The organism is Maribacter corallii (assembly GCF_047345415.1).
Classification (GTDB): domain Bacteria; phylum Bacteroidota; class Bacteroidia; order Flavobacteriales; family Flavobacteriaceae; genus Maribacter_C.
On sequence record NZ_JBLFEP010000003.1, the window covers coordinates 809,616 to 827,551 of the forward strand.

16 protein-coding genes and 1 pseudogene are annotated in these 17,936 nt (G+C 42.4%); 11 read left to right on the forward strand and 6 right to left on the reverse strand.

The window, feature by feature from the left end; all coding sequences use genetic code 11:
* A pseudogene (locus tag ACKWCA_RS13485) lies at nt 1–702 on the reverse strand (hypothetical protein); the annotation flags it as partial.
* 243 nt (nt 703–945) lie between these two features.
* On the opposite strand from ACKWCA_RS13485, the gene ACKWCA_RS13490 reads away from it, so the two are divergent.
* Both ACKWCA_RS13490 and ACKWCA_RS13495 read left to right on the forward strand, forming a co-directional pair.
* Nucleotides 946–1,644, forward strand: a complete 699-nt coding sequence (locus tag ACKWCA_RS13490; RefSeq protein WP_413978735.1) for a response regulator transcription factor — start codon at nt 946–948, stop codon at nt 1,642–1,644.
* Nucleotides 1,641–3,137: a sensor histidine kinase gene (locus ACKWCA_RS13495; RefSeq protein ID WP_413978736.1), complete on the forward strand. Its 1,497-nt coding sequence runs from the start codon at nt 1,641–1,643 to the stop codon at nt 3,135–3,137. Before ACKWCA_RS13490 ends, ACKWCA_RS13495 begins: the two co-directional genes overlap by 4 nt.
* 57 nt (nt 3,138–3,194) lie before the next feature.
* Here the strand turns inward: ACKWCA_RS13495 and ACKWCA_RS13500 are convergent, their stop codons facing one another.
* From ACKWCA_RS13500 to ACKWCA_RS13510, 3 genes are read right to left on the reverse strand one after another with little or no spacing between them, the layout of a single operon-like run.
* The gene (locus tag ACKWCA_RS13500) at nt 3,195–4,667 is read right to left on the reverse strand and encodes a magnesium chelatase (RefSeq protein ID WP_413978737.1); all 1,473 of its coding nucleotides are present in this window, start codon (nt 4,665–4,667) and stop codon (nt 3,195–3,197) included.
* Nucleotides 4,668–4,671: 4 nt separating this feature from the next.
* Entirely contained in the window at nt 4,672–5,100 is a 429-nt protein-coding gene (locus tag ACKWCA_RS13505; RefSeq protein WP_413978738.1) for a hypothetical protein, read from the reverse strand.
* Between the two features lie 39 nt (nt 5,101–5,139).
* Nucleotides 5,140–6,303 (reverse strand): vWA domain-containing protein, encoded by a 1,164-nt coding sequence (locus ACKWCA_RS13510; RefSeq protein WP_413978739.1) that lies wholly within the window; start codon nt 6,301–6,303, stop codon nt 5,140–5,142.
* Nucleotides 6,304–6,445: 142 nt separating this feature from the next.
* Here ACKWCA_RS13510 and ACKWCA_RS13515 point away from each other — a divergent pair, with 142 nt between their 5' ends.
* The 3 genes from ACKWCA_RS13515 (at nt 6,446) to ACKWCA_RS13525 (ending at nt 9,733) form a co-directional block, all read left to right on the forward strand.
* Nucleotides 6,446–7,267 (forward strand): DUF1853 family protein, encoded by an 822-nt coding sequence (locus ACKWCA_RS13515; RefSeq protein ID WP_413978740.1) that lies wholly within the window; start codon nt 6,446–6,448, stop codon nt 7,265–7,267.
* Between the two features lie 124 nt (nt 7,268–7,391).
* Nucleotides 7,392–8,624 carry a DUF418 domain-containing protein gene (locus ACKWCA_RS13520; RefSeq protein ID WP_413978741.1) on the forward strand — a complete coding sequence of 411 codons (1,233 nt, stop codon included), beginning with the start codon at nt 7,392–7,394 and terminating at the stop codon, nt 8,622–8,624.
* Nucleotides 8,625–8,809: 185 nt separating this feature from the next.
* Nucleotides 8,810–9,733 carry a hypothetical protein gene (locus ACKWCA_RS13525; protein ID WP_413978742.1) on the forward strand — a complete coding sequence of 308 codons (924 nt, stop codon included), beginning with the start codon at nt 8,810–8,812 and terminating at the stop codon, nt 9,731–9,733.
* 78 nt (nt 9,734–9,811) lie between these two features.
* Here the strand turns inward: ACKWCA_RS13525 and ACKWCA_RS13530 are convergent, their stop codons facing one another.
* Complete coding sequence (locus ACKWCA_RS13530; protein WP_413978743.1) at nt 9,812–10,657, reverse strand: DUF4249 family protein; 846 nt, start codon at nt 10,655–10,657, stop codon at nt 9,812–9,814.
* 4 nt (nt 10,658–10,661) lie between these two features.
* Nucleotides 10,662–13,055 carry a TonB-dependent receptor gene (locus ACKWCA_RS13535; protein ID WP_413978744.1) on the reverse strand — a complete coding sequence of 798 codons (2,394 nt, stop codon included), beginning with the start codon at nt 13,053–13,055 and terminating at the stop codon, nt 10,662–10,664.
* Between the two features lie 314 nt (nt 13,056–13,369).
* Here ACKWCA_RS13535 and ACKWCA_RS13540 point away from each other — a divergent pair, with 314 nt between their 5' ends.
* The 6 genes from ACKWCA_RS13540 (at nt 13,370) to ACKWCA_RS13565 (ending at nt 17,868) form a co-directional block, all read left to right on the forward strand.
* On the forward strand, nt 13,370–13,813 hold the full coding sequence (locus ACKWCA_RS13540; RefSeq protein WP_413978745.1) for a nuclear transport factor 2 family protein: 444 nt from the start codon (nt 13,370–13,372) through the stop codon (nt 13,811–13,813).
* Between the two features lie 29 nt (nt 13,814–13,842).
* On the forward strand, nt 13,843–14,493 hold the full coding sequence (locus tag ACKWCA_RS13545) for a Rossmann-fold NAD(P)-binding domain-containing protein (protein WP_413978746.1): 651 nt from the start codon (nt 13,843–13,845) through the stop codon (nt 14,491–14,493).
* A 29-nt stretch (nt 14,494–14,522) separates the two neighbouring features.
* On the forward strand, nt 14,523–15,503 hold the full coding sequence (locus tag ACKWCA_RS13550; protein ID WP_413978747.1) for a metallophosphoesterase family protein: 981 nt from the start codon (nt 14,523–14,525) through the stop codon (nt 15,501–15,503).
* A gap of 211 nt (nt 15,504–15,714) precedes the next feature.
* Nucleotides 15,715–16,254 (forward strand): RNA polymerase sigma factor, encoded by a 540-nt coding sequence (locus ACKWCA_RS13555; RefSeq protein ID WP_413978748.1) that lies wholly within the window; start codon nt 15,715–15,717, stop codon nt 16,252–16,254.
* On the forward strand, nt 16,254–16,796 hold the full coding sequence (locus ACKWCA_RS13560) for a hypothetical protein (RefSeq protein WP_413978749.1): 543 nt from the start codon (nt 16,254–16,256) through the stop codon (nt 16,794–16,796). Before ACKWCA_RS13555 ends, ACKWCA_RS13560 begins: the two co-directional genes overlap by 1 nt.
* The gene (locus ACKWCA_RS13565) at nt 16,774–17,868 is read left to right on the forward strand and encodes a hypothetical protein (RefSeq protein ID WP_413978750.1); all 1,095 of its coding nucleotides are present in this window, start codon (nt 16,774–16,776) and stop codon (nt 17,866–17,868) included. The genes ACKWCA_RS13560 and ACKWCA_RS13565 overlap by 23 nt, the downstream gene beginning before the upstream one ends.
* Nucleotides 17,869–17,936 lie beyond the last annotated feature (68 nt).

Genomic DNA, 17,936 nt, shown 5'->3' on the forward strand with positions numbered 1-17,936 from the left:
AAGGTACCAGATCAGGCACGTGCCCGCACCGGCACCGTCGAAATCAACGCCCTCGACCGCTTCGAGCGTCGGGGGAAGACCCAATATCTTGCCCTGGTCGTCAGTGATCACGAACGTACTGTTGCTGCCCATGCGCTCGCCCTCAAGGGAAAGACCGGATACCATATCGGGGGTACCGTCGACATCGAAGGAGAAAGGTCCGCCCAAAAGCTCGCCCGCCTCGGGTTGAGCCCGGTAGACACGGACATTATCATCCGAAAGATCGTACTCACCCATTAGATCGGTGAGAGCGTTGTTACCCGCCTCAAGACCTGTAAGGCCATCTGCGTAGCTCAAATGCCAGATCAGGCAAATGCCCGGCCCTGCACCATCGAAATTCACTGCCTCGGGCGTTGGGGGAAGTCCTAATATTTTACCGTCCTCGTCGGTAACTACCCATTGCATGTTAGGGCCACTGGCGCCTTCTACACTGACCTTGCTCACATGGTCGGCCTCGCCATCACCAACGCAGAAATGGAAGGGATCCTCAGAAAGTGTACCGCCGTTTATTTCCTCCTGGACCAAAATCCCAGGATTTAGATCGTTATTGGCCATACCGAAAATCGGCAAAAAGACCATCAAGCACAGTGCAAGTACTTGGTTCCATCCAAAACGCATTATGCCCGCTTCAGGGCCGTTCACATCATGTAATAGTTTCTTCATAGTTCTTAATTTTTAGATTATACACAAACTAAGTCCTATAAAATGATAGCGAAGTCACGAAAAGATAAACTTTCGAACAACTTTTGTTAGGATTTTGTGACCTCTTCGACTAGTAATACGTTGGTTTTTTCCTAAAGTACCTTATAACAAGGTATTCAGCAGCAAAAAACCGCTTTTAGAGATTTTGAGTTCCCCGTGATATTTGTGTGATACTTTTTAACTTCTTTCGTAACCGATATAATTATGAAACAGATACTTATCATAGAGGATGACCCTGAAATCATCAAATTATTGGAGATTCACCTCACCGATTTGATTTATTCCACTTCGAAAGCCACGGACGGCGAAGAGGGCCTTCAAATGGCATTGGAGAATGACTACGATTTGATTCTTTTGGATTTGACCTTACCCACCATGGACGGCGTTGAAATCTGCAAAAAACTCCGTAAAGTAAAAAACACGCCTATCATTATGCTCACTGCTAAATCGGAGGAAATCGACCGTGTTTTGGGCTTGGAAATGGGCGCAGACGACTATATCACGAAACCTTTTAGCATTCGTGAACTTCTTGCGCGGGTCAAGGCGGTTATACGAAGAACGGATGCCTCAAAGTTGGAGAAGGAGAATTCATCCGCTATTTCGGCTGAAGGATTGCTCATCGATATCGATAAACGAAAAGTTGTTTTAGATGATAAAAGGGTCGAACTTTCACCAAAGGAATTCGAGCTGCTCGTACTTATGGCCTCTAATCCCGGAAGAAATTATACGCGAACGGAATTATTGGATATGATATGGGGCTATAATTTCGAGGGATATGAGCACACTGTGAACTCGCACATCAATAGATTACGGGCCAAAATCGAATCCGATATGGCGAATCCCAACTATATTCTCACAACTTGGGGAGTGGGTTATAAATTTAACGAAGATATCGCCATATGAAGAATACGGGTAAAACATTGACCCCGAAATTGGTCAAGAAATTGTGGGGCGCCTTCATTTTACTGGTAATTTTAATGGGAGCCTCATACATTGGCATTACCAGTTATTTTGCCAATATGCACAATCAAGAGACCGCGCAACGACTTGATGCAGAGGTAGCAAATCATGTCATCTCCGAAAAGTTCACTGGTGCTTCCCCGTTTTTGGAAGATGGCAGTGTCAACAAACCGCTGTTCGGTGACCTGATGCACGATATGATGGCGGTTAATCGTGGTATCGAAGTCTATCTGCTCGATAACGAGGGCACGATTTTATACTCCGTTGTACTCGATCCAAATGATTCGGATGCCACCAAAAGTGTTTCCCTAGCTCCCATTACTTCGTTCATAGCGGATAAGGGCGAGAAATTTATTTTGGGTGACGATCCCAGAAATCCGGAAGAGCAGAAAATCTTCTCGGCCGCACCTTACGATATTGATGGACATAAAGGATATATCTACATCATTCTAGCCGGAAAGAAATTTCAGGAAGTAAGTAACACTTTGTTAGGCCAGTATTTTGCTAAACTAGGTCTTGGTGCCTTCTTGTTAACCATGCTTTTTTCGGCACTCATCGGCTTATTGGCCATTTGGTTTCTTACCAAAAACCTTCGTGTGATTACCGGTACGGTGCGCCGTTTTCATGAGGGTGACCTTACGGCCCGAATCGAGAATCCTGAAAAATCCGATATCTCGATCTTTGCCAATTCGTTCAATGACATGGCAGAATCCATCGTGGGAAATATGGACAAGATGCAATCTGTCGATTTACTACGTAGGGAATTGATTGCGAACGTCTCTCATGATTTGAGAACCCCTTTGGCTATTTTAAAGGGATACATAGAGACCTTACAAATAAAAAGGGATACACTTTCTGAGCAAGAAAAGGAAGAATACCTGCAGATTACCCATGATAATGTGGACAAGCTCTCAAAATTGATCAATCAATTGTTCGAATACTCCAAACTGGAAGCAGAACAAGTGGTACCTGTAAAAGAGCCTTTTTCCATTACCGAGTTATCTCATGATCTCATTGCCAAATTCAAGGTTTTGGCGGAAAAAAAGCAGATTGTTTTGGAGTTAGATAAACCCCAAGAGAACAACATGGTCTATGCGGATGTCAGTTTGGTGGAGCGCGCTTTGCAAAACCTGATCGAAAATGCTATTAAGTATACAGAGCCAAAAGGCAAGGTTACGCTCTCCTTGCAGAAAAAGGGAAAGAATATTGAAATCAATATTACGGATACCGGAACAGGTATACCGGTAAATGAGCAACCATTTATTTTCGATAGGTACAAACAAGTCAATGAAAGTGCCAAAAAACAAGGTTCTGGCCTAGGGTTGGCTATCGTAAAAAAGATTATGGAGCTTCACGATACGACGATTACCGTATTGAGCAAACCTGCGAAGGGAAGTTCGTTTATTTTCAATTTACCGGCCTATCAGACCTCTTAAAAAGCAATGTTATGAAAAAGAAAAACCCGACCATTGTGTAATGGTCGGGTTTTTCTTTTATAGGCCACTAATGAAGCTTCCGTAGAGGTCCTTAAATTGATATCCTTCGGAGAATCGATGTTTGCTTAACTTCTTGAAAGAGACTAAACCCCAAAGCAATAGCTCTTTTAAGAAGTAGGTGTCTTTTTTTGAAAAATCGGGCTGATGCTCCGCTAAAATGCGGTTCAATTCAGGTATGCTATCCAAACTTCTTTTGTACTCCTCATCGGTAAAGTCATCCAACAATTCGAAGGCTTCGCTTTGTTGGAAAAACCATGATAAGAGGTCATCATACGGAGTGACTTCATCTTTACGCTCTAGCTTATTTATTTTGGGGAAGTACATGGGAAAGAGTGATTTTACTGCATCATCGATCAAAATCGAGGCGACCCCATCGGCTCCCTCCTGCTCGCCTTCATATACCAACTCTATTTTTCCCGTAATGGCCGGAATCACTCCCAGGAAGTCACTTAAACGCAGGGCGGTCGTCTCTGCTCCAGTCTGTAAAGCCCGTCGCTCTGCAGTACTTAATAGATTTTCGAAAGCCGTAATGCTCGTACGCGCACTGACACCACTTTTGGCGTCGACATATTCACTATTGCGCGCCTCAAAACTAATTTGTTCCAAGAGGTCTTTTGCAATATCGGGCACATACACCGCAGCGGACTGTCGCTCATCAAGGTTTGATTCTTGCGCCGTGATCTTTCTGGCCGTTTCAATATCATCAGGATAATGTGTCAATATCTGCGACCCTATTCGATCCTTTAAGGGGGTAACGATACTACCTCTATTCGTATAATCTTCAGGGTTCGCCGTAAAAACAAATTGCAGATCTAGGGGCAAACGCAACTTGAATCCGCGGATCTGAATATCACCCTCTTCTAATATATTGAAAAGTGATACCTGAATTCTCGCTTGTAAATCGGGCAATTCATTGATGACAAAAATACATCGATTGGCACGCGGAATCATCCCAAAATGAATGACTCGGTCATCGGCATACGATAATTTGAGATTGGCTGCTTTTATAGGGTCTACATCCCCAATCAAATCAGCCACGGTCACATCGGGGGTTGCTAATTTTTCATAAAAACGCTCATCACGATGCAGCCAGGAAATCGGTGTTGCGTCACCCTGTTCCTTGATCATTTCTATAGCGTAACGTGACATAGGTGCCAAAGGATCATCATTGATTTCCGAACCTGCAACGACGGGAATATACGCATCCAACAAATGCACCATAAGGCGTGCCAGTCGGGTTTTGGCCTGCCCACGAAGTCCTAGCAGGTTGATGTTGTGACGTGATAAAATGGCACGCTCCAATTCGGGAATCACAGAATTTTCATAGCCCCAGACCCCTGTGAAGGTTTCCTCTCCTTTTTTTATTTTTTCCCGTAGGTTATCCCGAAGTTCATCCTTGATGCTCTTGGTTTGATACCCTGCTTTTTTTAATGCCCCTAAGGTGGAGATTTCTTTGTAGTTCAATTGCATACTTTTAATCAAATGGTAATAGATCAGGTTCTAAATAATTTTTTTTTGCCTTTTCTGAATTAAAGATGTCATAACTGTAATGGTAGCCCATTAATTCAATGAAGTTGTCCTTTAATCTAGGGAACGCTATCATGAAGTCTTGGAATGTACTTGATGTGGACTTCAAAATAAAATGATAAACGGCTTTAATGGCCGCCATGGTAACTGTTTTGTTATATTTATCTGCCGCGCCTACATGCACAACATACGCTTTCAATTGCGATGAAATGGTATCCAAGGCCTTTTCAATACCATATGTTGTGATATGAATCCAAGCTAATCGCAAGTGCGCCTCATGATCAAATAGTTCTGGATTTAATTTAAGATTTCGAAATTGCTCCTCAAATTGCCTATCGTCGTATTGAAAATGTCCTGTTTTATTTTGGTCGTTCATCGATATACATGAATAAAATGTTCATATTTCGGTCTTGAATCACTTCAGTCTTTTTCTTCTGTTATTTTCATAATCCTCGAAAATCATTTCACCCAATCCTTTCAATCCGGTAAAAAAGGCCTTGCCTTTGTTCGCTTCGGTAAAATGACGGATAAATTGCATCAAATATGGGTCTTGAGCAATCATGAAGGTGGTAATGGGTATATGCAGTTTTCTTGCCTGGCGAGCCATATTATAGCATTTTTCTACAATGAAATCATCCAAACCTACACTGTTCTTGTAATAGGTGCCGTCAGGCAGACGTAAACAACTAGGTTTACCGTCGGTAATCATGAATATTTGCTTGTTCGTATTTCGCTTTCTTCGCAACATATCCATAGCCAATTGCAAGCCGGCAACGGTATTCGTGTGATATGGGCCAACTTTAAGGTAGGGTAAGTCCTTTATTGGAATGGGCCATGCATCGTTTCCAAAAACCAAAATATCCAAAGTGTCTTTCGGGTATCGGGTAGTTATCAATTCAGCCAAGGCCATCGCAACTTTCTTGGCGGGTGTGATGCGATCTTCGCCGTATAGAATCATACTATGACTGATGTCGATCATCAGTATGGTGCTCATTTGGGCCTTGTATTGGGTGTCTTCGACCACCAAATCACTCTCATCCAATGTAAAACTGCCAATACCGTGATTAACCTGAGCGTTTTTAAGGCTCTCGGTCATAGAAATATGCTCTAACCCGTCTCCATACCGATACTCCCGAAAGTCACCCGTGTGCTCATCGCCCTGACCAGACTTTCCGGTTTTATGGTTTCCGGCTCCGCTCCGCTTCAACTTTCCAAATATTTGATCCAAGGCCCGCTGTCGAATGATTCGTTCCATTTTGGCCGTAATCGAAATCGTCCCTTTTCCATCACCATCTTGCCCATCTTGACCCTCTTCGCCCATTTCACCACCACCATCCTCAAATTCCTCACGGATGTATCCTTTGGCTTTTAAATCTTCAATGAAATCATCGATGGTATATTCGTCATCGGTCAACTCATATTCTTTGTCCAATTCACGTAGCCAATCAATGGCCTCATCAAAATCACCGGAAGTATGAGTGATGAGTTCTTGGAAAATATCGAAAAGTTTGTCAAATGGTGTTTGTTCCGGCGCTTCATAAGGCGTGAACCGAAATCCTTTTCTTGTCATCATAGCCATCTTATAAAAATACTACATTCTACTAAGAGGGTTTCGGTTTTTTAGGAAATGTTAACGTTGCGAAACCAGTACAAATCGATTACGGGCCATCTCCATCAAATATCCTGACAGAAGCACGTGGTATTATCTTAACTTCGCTTTGATGATGCCTCAAGATTTTCTTCAAAAACAATGTGTAGGTTTTTTGAATACCCCTCCCCTTTGGGTTAATGATCAGTTCGGTATCTCGCAATTTGCATTTCCAGAAATCGACTTCTCACATTTCAAGGTACAACCCTTAACGAAGAAACTACGTTTAGGACACCAGATGGAACAGATTTTCAAACAACTGATCGATAGTTGCCCCGGTCATGATATACTCTTGCACAATTTACCTGTTAAGCGAGAAAAGCAGACACTGGGGGAAATCGATTTTATTATCAAGGATACCAGGACCCAAAAGACAATTCATGTTGAACTAACCTATAAATTCTATATTATAGACCTTGATATCAGTGAACCAATACACCGCTTAGTGGGGCCAAACAGAAGGGATATGTTCTTCACCAAAATGGAAAAAATCAAAAACGAGCAATTTCAATTACTTCATACCCAAGAGGGAAAGGATGCTTTGACCGGCTATCATATCACCCCCGATCATCTATTGCATAAGGCATGTTACAAAGCGCAACTCTTTTCGCCCTATGGTACGGCCAACCCAGCTATTCGTCCGCTGAATACGGCCTGTATTTGCGGGTATTGGCTACGATTCAATAATTTCAATTCACCCACGTTCAAATCATACCACTACTACATTCCCCATAAATCGGAATGGGTCATTGCGCCACATGAAGCGGTCCAATGGTCATCCCACTTTGAAGTGCTCATGGATCTGAATATTAGAATGCTAAAAGAATCAGCCCCCATGGTATGGGTGAAAAAATCAGAGGCCGTATTCGAAAAGCTTTTTGTGGTTTGGTGGTGAGAGTACTTGAATTTGGGGTGCAGAAAGATTCGACCAAATCGGTTTCCGCCCAAGTTTCCCCTTACAAACTGTAACATTGTCTATCGAATTGACGTCTAGTAAGCATCAACTTCAAGAAACGCCTATGTCAACCACAACCTCCAGTAGAATCGAAATCATTGATGCCCTTCGGGGTATTGCTTTGGCCGGCATTGTTCTCTGTCATATGGTAGAGAACTATATCGGAGCAAGAGCACCCCAAAGTTTTTATGAGGCCGTCAGCGTCGGACCATTAGATCAAGTGGTGGATGGCCTTCTGAATTTTTTCTTTAGAGGTAAATTCATTGCCTTGTTCTCCTTTTTGTTCGGGCTCAGTTTTTTTATTCAAATGAAGAATGGAGTCAAAAAAGGGGTTGCTTTTGGAGGAAGGTTCCTTTGGAGATTGGTACTATTGTTCATCATCGGTTATGTGCATAGTCTTTTCTATAGAGGGGATATCCTCACCATTTATGCGATTCTAGGCATATTCTTGATTCCTTTTTATAAAGTCGATACCAAATGGGTGCTGGCCTTCTCAGCAGTACTCTTTCTTGGGCTCGGCAGATATCTTGTTTTCTTTTTGACTCAAGGCGAGCACTTGTTTTTAAATATAGACCCTATGGATCCCAATGCTCCCAATGTGCTCGCATACTATAACACCCTTAAGACCGGATCTATTTGGGAGGTTTTTCAGACCAATGCCTGGGAGGGCCATTTGGACAAAATGAACTTTCAGTACGGCATATTCGGCAGGGGATATTTTACATTCGCTTTTTTTCTGATCGGCTTGTATATAGGTCGTATCGGTTTTTTCAAGCGTTTCAAAACTGACAAAAAACTGACCAAAAGGGTATTGATCGGATCGGTAGTTCTGCTGCTTATAGGTTTTGGTGTTACGGCCCTGGCATTTATCAGTATGGGTCCGGAAGCCAAACTTGATAATTGGATTGCCATGATCGGACTCTCTGGAATGGATATCGCGAACCTGGCCATGACCTTGATCTATATTTCGCTTTTTGTTATTTTGTATAGAAAAACAAGGATGGAGCGGTGGTTACTGAAGTTTGCACCTTATGGACGAATGGCTTTGACCAATTATTTTTTCCAGAGTCTTTTTGGAGGGCTGCTTTTATATGGTTGGGGGTTCGGTTATCTTGGTGAGTTGACCAGCACCTATACTTTTTTGCTTGCCCTGCTATTTATTGCCTTTCAGGTTTGGGCCAGTAAGCTATGGTTACGTCGGTTCCACTATGGCCCATTGGAATGGGCATGGCGAAGCATGACATTCTTCAAGATCTTTCCGTTAAAAAAGACTGATTCGATTGAACTCGATACATGATGTGTTCAGCACCCCTTTGTTTTTGTTTTTACCATTCATCGGGTTTTGTCGTTGAAACACACTCCTTTTCTGTTAAGTAACTGCATTTCATCGAATTAACAGCATTTTATCAGTTCGAAAACGACCATATACAACCCTTCTTCCGTATATCGTTGTCCAATTTAGTAACCCCTAATCCTACACATATGACTGCTATTGCAAGCAATTGGCCCAAAGGCCTCTTTGTACTATTCGTATTTACACTTGCCATTTATTCCTGTAGTTCCGAAGATGCGGAACTACTGCTGACCGATACCGAAATCGCATCGGATGAAACGGAACAAGAACCTGATGAAGTTCCGACAGACGATACGACTACTACCGAAGATGATGATGATGGAAATACTGATGATACTACTCAAGATGACGAATCTGACACGACTTCCGACGACGACGAAAGCGAAGATTCTTCTGAAGACACCAATGACGGAACAGATACCGTGAGTACATGTACAAATCCTTTAAATTACATATTTAACGAAAAGGATGGTTTGGTTTTGGCCGAATTTGAAGATGCTAAATTTTCCGGCAGCTGGGCGCTCAAAACTAACGGGAATACATATACCGGTAAGGGCTATATGGTATGGCAAGGCCAACAATATCTTAATGATCCCGGTACCGGAAAGGTCACTTTCAACATCAAGATCACCAATCCTGGAACCTATAAATTTTTATGGTATAATGCCGTAAAAACAGGAAATAATGGAACGGAACATAACGATACTTGGTTGCGTTTTGCCGATGCGGACGATTTTTACGGAAAAAAAGGAACGGGAAGTAAGGTTTTCCCAAAAGGAAGTGGAAAGAACCCCAATCCGAATGGCTCTTCAAAAGATGGTTGGCTTAAAATATACCGGAGCGGAAACAATCTTGATTTTATATGGCAAGCCAGGACTTCAGATCATGATGCGCATGATATCTATGTAGAATTCGACAATCCGGGAACGTACAAAATGGAGGTATCTGCGCGGTCTTCTGGCCATGCCATTGATAAATTCGTGTTGTTCAAGAATTCCATGTCACAGGCAGACGCCATCGCAGCGGCAGCAAGTGTTATCACCTGTGATTAGTAGGATATAGAATAGGAGGTACAAATCGAGCTGTCTGCTATTGTACATGCTGATTTGTACCTCGTATTCTCCTAACCCCTATTCGAATGTATAGCTCGTTCTGTTTACTTCGGTCAATCTAAAGTACCCATGAGCATAGTTCTCTGGATTCGTTTGGTTAATACAATTTCCCTTTACCGATACCGGCGTGGCCTCAAAAAGCCCAACACCACCGATTTGATCGATCAAGATTTCCATATAGTCGTTATAGCCTTCCGAAATACCGTACATGTCTATCGTTACCAAATCTCCGGGCTGAAACGCCTCGATTTTATCCGTATCCTCATCTTCTTCGATTTCATACCACCAATCGATCTCATTGCCATTGACAAATTCATCTTGACCCAATTCAAACTCGGGTAATAAATCACCCTCCTTTTGAAATCTGAACAGGTAATTGTTTCCTTCTTGTTGCGGGTCTGTGAATACAATATGTACCTCTAAGATATCATCCTCAAAACCATCTTCCACATCTTGATATATACTTGTGATATCCGTAACTGGTTGCAGGGTCTCCGTAGCCGAATAGACTTCTCCATTATATCTGATTTCCAAGGTATAGGATTGGCCCAATACCGGTACGAAATCAGAAGTGGTGTAAGTACCATTGTTTTGGTCCTCAAACTGAAACTCCAGCCCACTGGAATCGTTCGTTACTTTGACCGAAGCCCCTACAACCTCCATTGCCGTGGTGGTTTCAAAAAAGGGGGTAGACGAACTCAGGATAATGACCTGATTATTTCCGGAAGTACCTTTTTCCCAATCTAAGGAGGCTTCCACAACCAACCTCACTGGCGCACTTTGAACAGGTACATCGATTACATCTTCACAGGAGGTCATACCGATGACCAAAAACAGAATAAGTAATTGGATATTATTTTTCATTTTTTTAGAATTTAAAATTATAGGTTAAGGAGGGTACGATACCGAATATTGCCGTTCGAGTAGCTTCATTAGCCCCAGTTTCGAAATTTTGGCCGAAGGAAATCGATGCCGCATTCTTTCTGTTGTATACATTGTAAATACCCAATACCCATTCTCCCTTAAGGCGATTGTTGGGTTTTCGATTAGGCTTGTAGTTTACGGAAAGATCAAGACGGTGATAGGTTGGCAACCGATCGGAATTTCGAGGTGAATAACTTGCAATGGACAAGCCTTCATATTCATACTGCCCATTTGGATACGTTACAGGTCTCCCGGTCTGGAAAACCAAATTAGTGCCAAAACTCCATTTATCATTGAGTTTGTAAGCCCCTGATATTGAAATATCGTGGGTCCGATCAAAAGGCGTGTTGTACCATTCCCCATTATTTATTCCCAAACCACCTGCGGTACCACCAGGAGTACGTTGCTCCGATTTTGATAAGGTATAGGCAACCCAACCGGTGAAGTTGCCCTCATTTTTGCGAAGAAGCAGTTCAAGTCCATAGGCGCGTGATTCGCCATTGAGAATTTCAGTTTCTATGGTATTCTGTCCGATAAGATCAGAGCCGTCGATATAGTCGATACGATTGTCTACATTTTTAAAGTAGGCCTCGACCTCTAAAGAATACTTTTTGTCCTCGAAATTCCGAAAGTACCCCAGCGCATATTGATTGGACAATTGGGGTGCAATAAATTTTCCACTGGGGGTCCATACATCCAATGGGGTTGCCGAAGAGGTATTTGACAATAAATGTATATACTGGGCGACTCGTGAAAAGCCAGCTTTCAATGAAGAAGCCTCATTCAACTCGTAGGCCAGGGAAACACGCGGTTCAAGGTTACCGAAATTTTTGATCGCATCTCCTTTGGCGAATTCTGTCTCCCCGGTTACCGTTCCCCGCTGATAAATACCTAAAACCGGATTAAACACAACGGGCTGGTCATTGGCGTATTCCGAAAGTGCTTGCCCACCCAATCGGCTAAATATACTGTACCGCAAGCCATACTGAACGTTCAACTTTTCACTCAATTTCTGCTCTGCATTGACATAGATTCCCCCCTCGATAGCTTTCTTGCGATCCAGACTTAAGGGATTGACCGAAGAGGTCGGTGCAGTTGGTCTGATCTGCCCAGGGTCAAAGTCATAATAAATACCGCTTGCCCCAAAATCTACCGTAAATCGATCATTTAGGTAGTATTTCAGGTCATATTTGAGATTGTAATTGTTAATCGAAGACACCCAATCGAATTCTGCGGTGGTAATGCCCAAGTCATAGTCATACTTACTAACGATAGCCGAGAGGTTCGAAAACAGCTTATCATTGAAAATATGATTCCATCTTAAGTTTCCGGTGGTGTTGCCATAGCTACTGCTAAAACTTTTTCCTAATTTGAAGGCATCCCTTCCAAAATAACCTGAGAGAAAAAGTCTATTGTTGGTATTGATGGTATAGTTGGTTTTAAGGTTTAAATCATAGAAGCTCACACTGTTCTTATTATTAGCCACTTTCAACAAAAGATCGGCATATGAACGTCTACCGGCGATTAAAAAAGACCCTTTGTCCTTGAACAATGGAGCTTCGACGGTCAAACGACTTGAAATAACTCCCAATCCCCCGGTCAAAGCGAGTTTTTTGTTATTCCCATCTTTCTGACGTATATCCAAAACGGATGATACCCGCCCCCCAAAACGTGCTGGAATACCTCCTTTATAGAGCTTAACATCTTTAATGGCATCGGCGTTAAACACCGAGAAAAAACCGAACATGTGCGACGTGTTATAGATAATGGCCTCATCTAATAATACCAGATTTTGGTCTTGGGCCCCGCCTCGTACATGAAAACCACCAGTACCCTCACCGTTGTTGGTCACACCGGGAAGCATCTGCAGGGATTTCAAAATATCTACTTCGCCCAAGACAACGGGCATTTTCTTGACCGTTGCAATGTTCATTTTGGCAACACTCATTTCCGGTTTCCGCAATAAGGCCCGTTCGGGTTCTTCCGCTGTGACTATAACCTCTGTTAATTGCGTGGAAACCTCGGTAATTTCGAAATCGATTTTTTGATTGGCTGAAAGATTTATTTCCCTGGTTATTTCGGAATATCCCAAATAAGAAATAGTAAGGGTATAACTACCGGCCGGAGCTGTCAATGAATAGAACCCATACTCGTTCGTAATTACCCCAATGTTCGTGTCCTCCAAGAAAACCGTTGCACCAAAAAGGGTTTCCCCATTATTCTTATCCGTAATACTACCGCTTAGCGTAAAGCTATTCTGGGCCATGGCCGAGGTGCTCATGAGTAGTACAAAGAAACCGAGACCCAGGGTCATCGGCCAATTCACTTTTTTCAACATTATTTATCTTTTTAGAAGTTCGTTTTTGATATTCATCAATAGACAGCACAAAAAAGAGAGGGTTGCACGGATCCTCGTTGAAACTGTTGAAACTTCTTAAAACAAAAAAACGAAGCGAGGTTATCCTCGTTATGTTGACTGGTTTAAAAACCACTACTCAAATTCAGGTCCCTTCAAACTCAAAGCCCCTGAGAGCAAAGGTGGCTTTCTAAGCCTAGGAATATATTCATCGAATAAAAGTGTTATACCGTCCTATTTTTGATTTGTTCTAACATTTGTCGTAGCTTTAAAAACGCCATCAAAATTCCGCTCTCATGAAAAAACACACCTTTATTTACATCGTATTTATCGCGCTGTTCTCCTTTTCGACGGTTGCGCAAGATGATAAGGCCCAAGTCACTTCCGCTATTCAAGATTATGTGAATGCCCTCTACGAGGTAAAACCCGAGTTAATCGAAAAAAGTGTTGATACAACCCTTCGAAAAATTGGCTATTGGTATGATTCAGAATCCAATGACTACAAAGACAACTTGCCCATGACTTACGAACAGCTCTACAATTTGGCTGGCTCATGGAACAAAAACGGAGACCGGATTACTGCAGACTCCCCCAAAGAAATCGTTATTTATGAGGTCAATGATAAAACGGCTATGGCCAAGCTGACCGCGGAATGGGGTATTGATTTATTCCATCTCGGAAAAGTGAAAGGACAATGGAAAATCATGAACATCATTTGGCAAAGTCCTCCTAAACTATAGCTACTGTTTATCGCGTTCATCATGGATCTATGAAGGTAATCGTCACAGGAAGTACAGGTATGATCGGGGGTCTGATTCTAGATTTGTGCCTCGACGCCGAGCAAGTCACCGAAGTCGTTAGTTTGGTCCGAAAAGAGGGCATACGAACGCATCCGAAGCTAACCGAGGTGATTATATCGGATTTTGAAGATTACACTAATTATGAAGCTTACTTTGCAAATGTACATGCGGGGTTTTTCTGTATCGGGGTTTATACCGGTCAAGTTGCAACCACGAAGTTCAAAACGATTACGGTAGACTACGCCGTGGTATTCGCAAGGGAACTTCAAAAACATAGTCCAGATGCCAACCTATGTCTTCTTAGCGGGGCGGGCGCGGATCGAACGGAAAAAAGCCCTACCGCTTTCGCCAGATTTAAGGGAATGGCGGAGAACCGGATTTCCGATTTGGGTATTCGTCTCTATGCTTTTCGGCCGGCCTATATTTACCCTGTCGAGAAACGAAAGGAGCCTAATCTGATGTATCGTGTTTCAAGACGATTATATCCGATAATTAAATTATTTGGGGAAAACGCCAGCATCACCTCCATTCAATTGGCAAAAGCCATGTTGCGAGTGGGGCTATATGGTGCCGATAGGGGGATTCTGGAAAATAAAGAAATATTGAACCATATCGAATAGTTGCGTAATTCCAATAAAAATCGGAATCAATGAAAGGCAAGATTGTCATACTTTTAGTATTATGTATTTCGATAAGTTGTCGAAAAGAGGTTAAAAGGGTCCCCAACTTTGAACATGATATAACCACTGGCCCGACCCCTTGGACCAGTAGTACATTTGAATTGGAGGAACACGACTTCACTTTTGCCATCATTTCAGATTTGAACGGAGGAGAAAGAGAGGGTGTTTATAAGACCGCAGTTTCCCAATTGAACCGATTGGATCCTACTTTCGTACTGAGTGTTGGTGATCTGATCGATGGGGGCACCGAAGATTCCTTGCAACTGGCCAAGGAATGGGATTCTTTTGACGCGCGCACTTCAAAATTGAACATGCCCTTCTTTTATCTAGGGGGCAACCATGATTTGACCAACCCGCGGATGCGTACCTTCTGGAAAAACCGACTTGGACCAAGATATTACCACTTCGTATACGAAGACGTATTGTTCTTGATGCTAGATTCTGAAGATTACACTGAAGAGCGCATGCTTGAAATTTACAAGGCAAGAGCTACCGCCTTACAAATCATTGCCGGGGAAATCGATGGTACCTATGAAGAATCCACATACTTCAATATGCCCGAAAGAAGTACAGGGAGTATGGGCAAGGAGCAATTGGTCTATTTCAAAAACGTATTGGAAACGTACCCTTCGGTAAAGTGGACCTTCGTGCTCATGCACAAACCCCTATGGATGAGAGAAGATGACAAAGGACTCAAAAATTTGGAGACGCTCCTCATAAATCGACCATATACCGTTATCAATGGTCATTTTCATTCGTTTTCACATACCAAAAGAAACGGACGTGACTATACCATACTTGGTACCACAGGGGGCGGCCAAAAAGAAGGAGATTCGCTCTCCTTCGATCATGTCACACTCATCAGAATGGCCAAAGAACCTGTCATCACACATCTCAAAATGGATGGTATTCTTGATGAAACGGGACAAGTGCCCCGGGGAAACCGTTGATTAAATGCAACGGTATACCCCGACAAAAGGATGGAGAACCGCTCATAAATACGGGGTCTTTTTGAAACCTGTCTACACCATTACTGGCTAGGATGCAAATCCAAGATTTTCTATAGTTGACTTTTTTTATTCTAAATGCAACTATTCTAACTTCGCGTTGTCTTTAGAAGAGTATTTAAGTAATTGAGAAGGTTAAAACCAAGCCAAAACATTGGAAACCAACATCCGCTTTACGCATCAAGCGCTTATTGAAAAATGCAAGTCCGGCCATCGGAGTGCTCAATATGAGCTATATACACTCTATGTCGACGCGATGTACAATATCGGTATGCGAATGCTCGGCAATAAAGAGGATGCGGAAGATATTGTTCAAGAGAGCTTTGTATCCGCCTTTAAAAACCTAGAGGGGTTTGGTTATGAAAGTACTTTCGGGTCTTGGCTGAAACGCATTGTTATTAACAAATGCATCAACTACTTAAAGAAAAAAGATATTCCCGTGGTGCCTATCGATGCCCATGAGTTTCATCTAAAAGTTGAAGAAAAGGAAGTAACCCAGGCAGTGGATATTCAACGAGTCAAGATCGGTATCAGCAAACTGCCCAGCGGGTATCGTCAGATCATCAACCTGTATTTAATCGAAGGATACGATCATATTGAAATAGGAGAAGTGCTGGGCATTTCGACTTCGACGTCAAAATCACAGTACCATCGGGCAAAAAAGAAGTTAGTGGAAATCATAAAAGAATTGTAATGGACAATTTTGAAAAAAACATACGACAAAACGCATCCGAATTCGATGATCATCGACCGGATCGTGACAAAATGTGGGCCAACATCTCAAAAGAGTTAGAAACAGATTCGACTAAGGTCATTCCCTTATGGAAAACACCTATATTAAAAATGGTCGCGGCATTGTTACTCCTCTTTTGTGTGACCAGCTTTATCGCCTATAGCGTCATAAATGCCAATAGTGGTTTAGAAACGCAATATGCCTCTAAAGAACTCTTGGATATCGATAAGCACTATCAAGGTTTAGTGTCCTATCAGGTACAGTTGGTACGAAATCATCCAAAATTGTCGGAGACGGATAAGTCGGAGTTCTTGTCATTTATGGATGAGCTAGACGCTGAGTATCAACAGTTACGGTTAGAAATGCGGAATAATCTTGATAACGAACTGGTCTTGGAGGCCATTGTTACGAATTACAAAAAGCGGATTGAACTTATCGAAAACCTACTGAAGCAAATAAACGATTCTAAAATACAAGAAGATGATTATGGATACACATTATAAAAAGCTGCTAATACTGGCACTTGGGCTCTTTATGGGCCTTTCCGGTAGTGCACAGGAAAAGGTATCTAAAAAGATTTCGAAGACCTATAACATGACCAATGCTGGAAAACTCCGTATCGAGAGCAAATACGGGCATATCAATCTAAATGGATGGGACAGAAATGAAGTCGCCATTGAAGCGGTCATCACCGTAAACCATCGTAAGAAGGAAAATGCGGAAGAACTGTTGCGCCGAATCAATCCCACCTTTAAGGATGCTAATGACTTTGTTTCGATCGGGTATGAAATTGCCGAGAAAAGTGATAATTGGTTTACTAACTTTTTCGAGAAAGCAAATCCATTCGATTATGATCGAAGTAATATCCAGATCGATTATACGATCCATCTTCCCAATAAAGCCGAACTGAATATCACCAACACTTTTGGGGATGTCATTCTAGAAGATTGGGCAGGAAAATTGAGAGCCTTGGTAGAGCATGGTGATGTGTGGATAAATCAAGATATCAATAAGGCCGATGTAACCATGCGCTATGGAAAGTTAAGAGCGAAGCGTATTGGTTATGGCACTCTAGATCTTCGAAACGGAAGTCTCAGTATGGATGCCGGAACCAGCATTCGCATCAATAGCAGTGGCACCGACATGGAGATGGGCCCTATCAACTCCTTAGAATTATATTCCAATAAGGACGAAATCAATTTAGAACAAGTAGGTACCATTTATGGCACTTTAAGGTTCACCACATTGGAGTTGGAGCGTTTAGAGACCTCGGTTGACCTTGATATGAAGATTGCTGATTTCAGGGTTTCCGAAATTTTGGGTGATGACACCGATATCGCCATAGTCCAAGAATCTTCTGAAGTAAGTCTGAACATCTCCGGTTTCTCCCACGAGTTTGAAGCAACGCTGGAGCAAGGTCTGGTTCGTTTGCCTAAATCATATGAGAATATTGATTCCAAAATGCTCGATAAAGGGAAAAAACTGCGCGAAATCAGTGCTTCTTACGGAAAAACACTGCAAGGAAAGGTATCGATAACCGGAAAAAAGGGTGTCGTTCTTTTAAAAGAACTCTAGGTCTCCCCTACCCAATGCAGCGTAAAAAAGTAACATGTGGCCCGTCATTCGAGTTTTTCGAAAAAAAA

What these genes read in the sequence shown, in the direction of transcription:
- ACKWCA_RS13525 (WP_413978742.1), top strand. Translation starts at nt 8,810, where the DNA reads ATGACTGCTATTGCAAGCAATTGGCCCAAAGGCCTCTTTGTACTATTC.
- ACKWCA_RS13515 (WP_413978740.1), top strand. Translation starts at nt 6,446, where the DNA reads ATGATGCCTCAAGATTTTCTTCAAAAACAATGTGTAGGTTTTTTGAAT.
- ACKWCA_RS13550 (WP_413978747.1), top strand. Translation starts at nt 14,523, where the DNA reads ATGAAAGGCAAGATTGTCATACTTTTAGTATTATGTATTTCGATAAGT.
- ACKWCA_RS13535 (WP_413978744.1), bottom strand. Translation starts at nt 13,055, where the DNA reads ATGTTGAAAAAAGTGAATTGGCCGATGACCCTGGGTCTCGGTTTCTTT.
- ACKWCA_RS13490 (WP_413978735.1), top strand. Translation starts at nt 946, where the DNA reads ATGAAACAGATACTTATCATAGAGGATGACCCTGAAATCATCAAATTA.
- ACKWCA_RS13495 (WP_413978736.1), top strand. Translation starts at nt 1,641, where the DNA reads ATGAAGAATACGGGTAAAACATTGACCCCGAAATTGGTCAAGAAATTG.
- ACKWCA_RS13505 (WP_413978738.1), bottom strand. Translation starts at nt 5,100, where the DNA reads ATGAACGACCAAAATAAAACAGGACATTTTCAATACGACGATAGGCAA.
- ACKWCA_RS13500 (WP_413978737.1), bottom strand. Translation starts at nt 4,667, where the DNA reads ATGCAATTGAACTACAAAGAAATCTCCACCTTAGGGGCATTAAAAAAA.
- ACKWCA_RS13545 (WP_413978746.1), top strand. Translation starts at nt 13,843, where the DNA reads ATGAAGGTAATCGTCACAGGAAGTACAGGTATGATCGGGGGTCTGATT.
- ACKWCA_RS13510 (WP_413978739.1), bottom strand. Translation starts at nt 6,303, where the DNA reads ATGGCTATGATGACAAGAAAAGGATTTCGGTTCACGCCTTATGAAGCG.
- ACKWCA_RS13560 (WP_413978749.1), top strand. Translation starts at nt 16,254, where the DNA reads ATGGACAATTTTGAAAAAAACATACGACAAAACGCATCCGAATTCGAT.
- ACKWCA_RS13540 (WP_413978745.1), top strand. Translation starts at nt 13,370, where the DNA reads ATGAAAAAACACACCTTTATTTACATCGTATTTATCGCGCTGTTCTCC.
- ACKWCA_RS13530 (WP_413978743.1), bottom strand. Translation starts at nt 10,657, where the DNA reads ATGAAAAATAATATCCAATTACTTATTCTGTTTTTGGTCATCGGTATG.
- ACKWCA_RS13565 (WP_413978750.1), top strand. Translation starts at nt 16,774, where the DNA reads ATGATTATGGATACACATTATAAAAAGCTGCTAATACTGGCACTTGGG.
- ACKWCA_RS13520 (WP_413978741.1), top strand. Translation starts at nt 7,392, where the DNA reads ATGTCAACCACAACCTCCAGTAGAATCGAAATCATTGATGCCCTTCGG.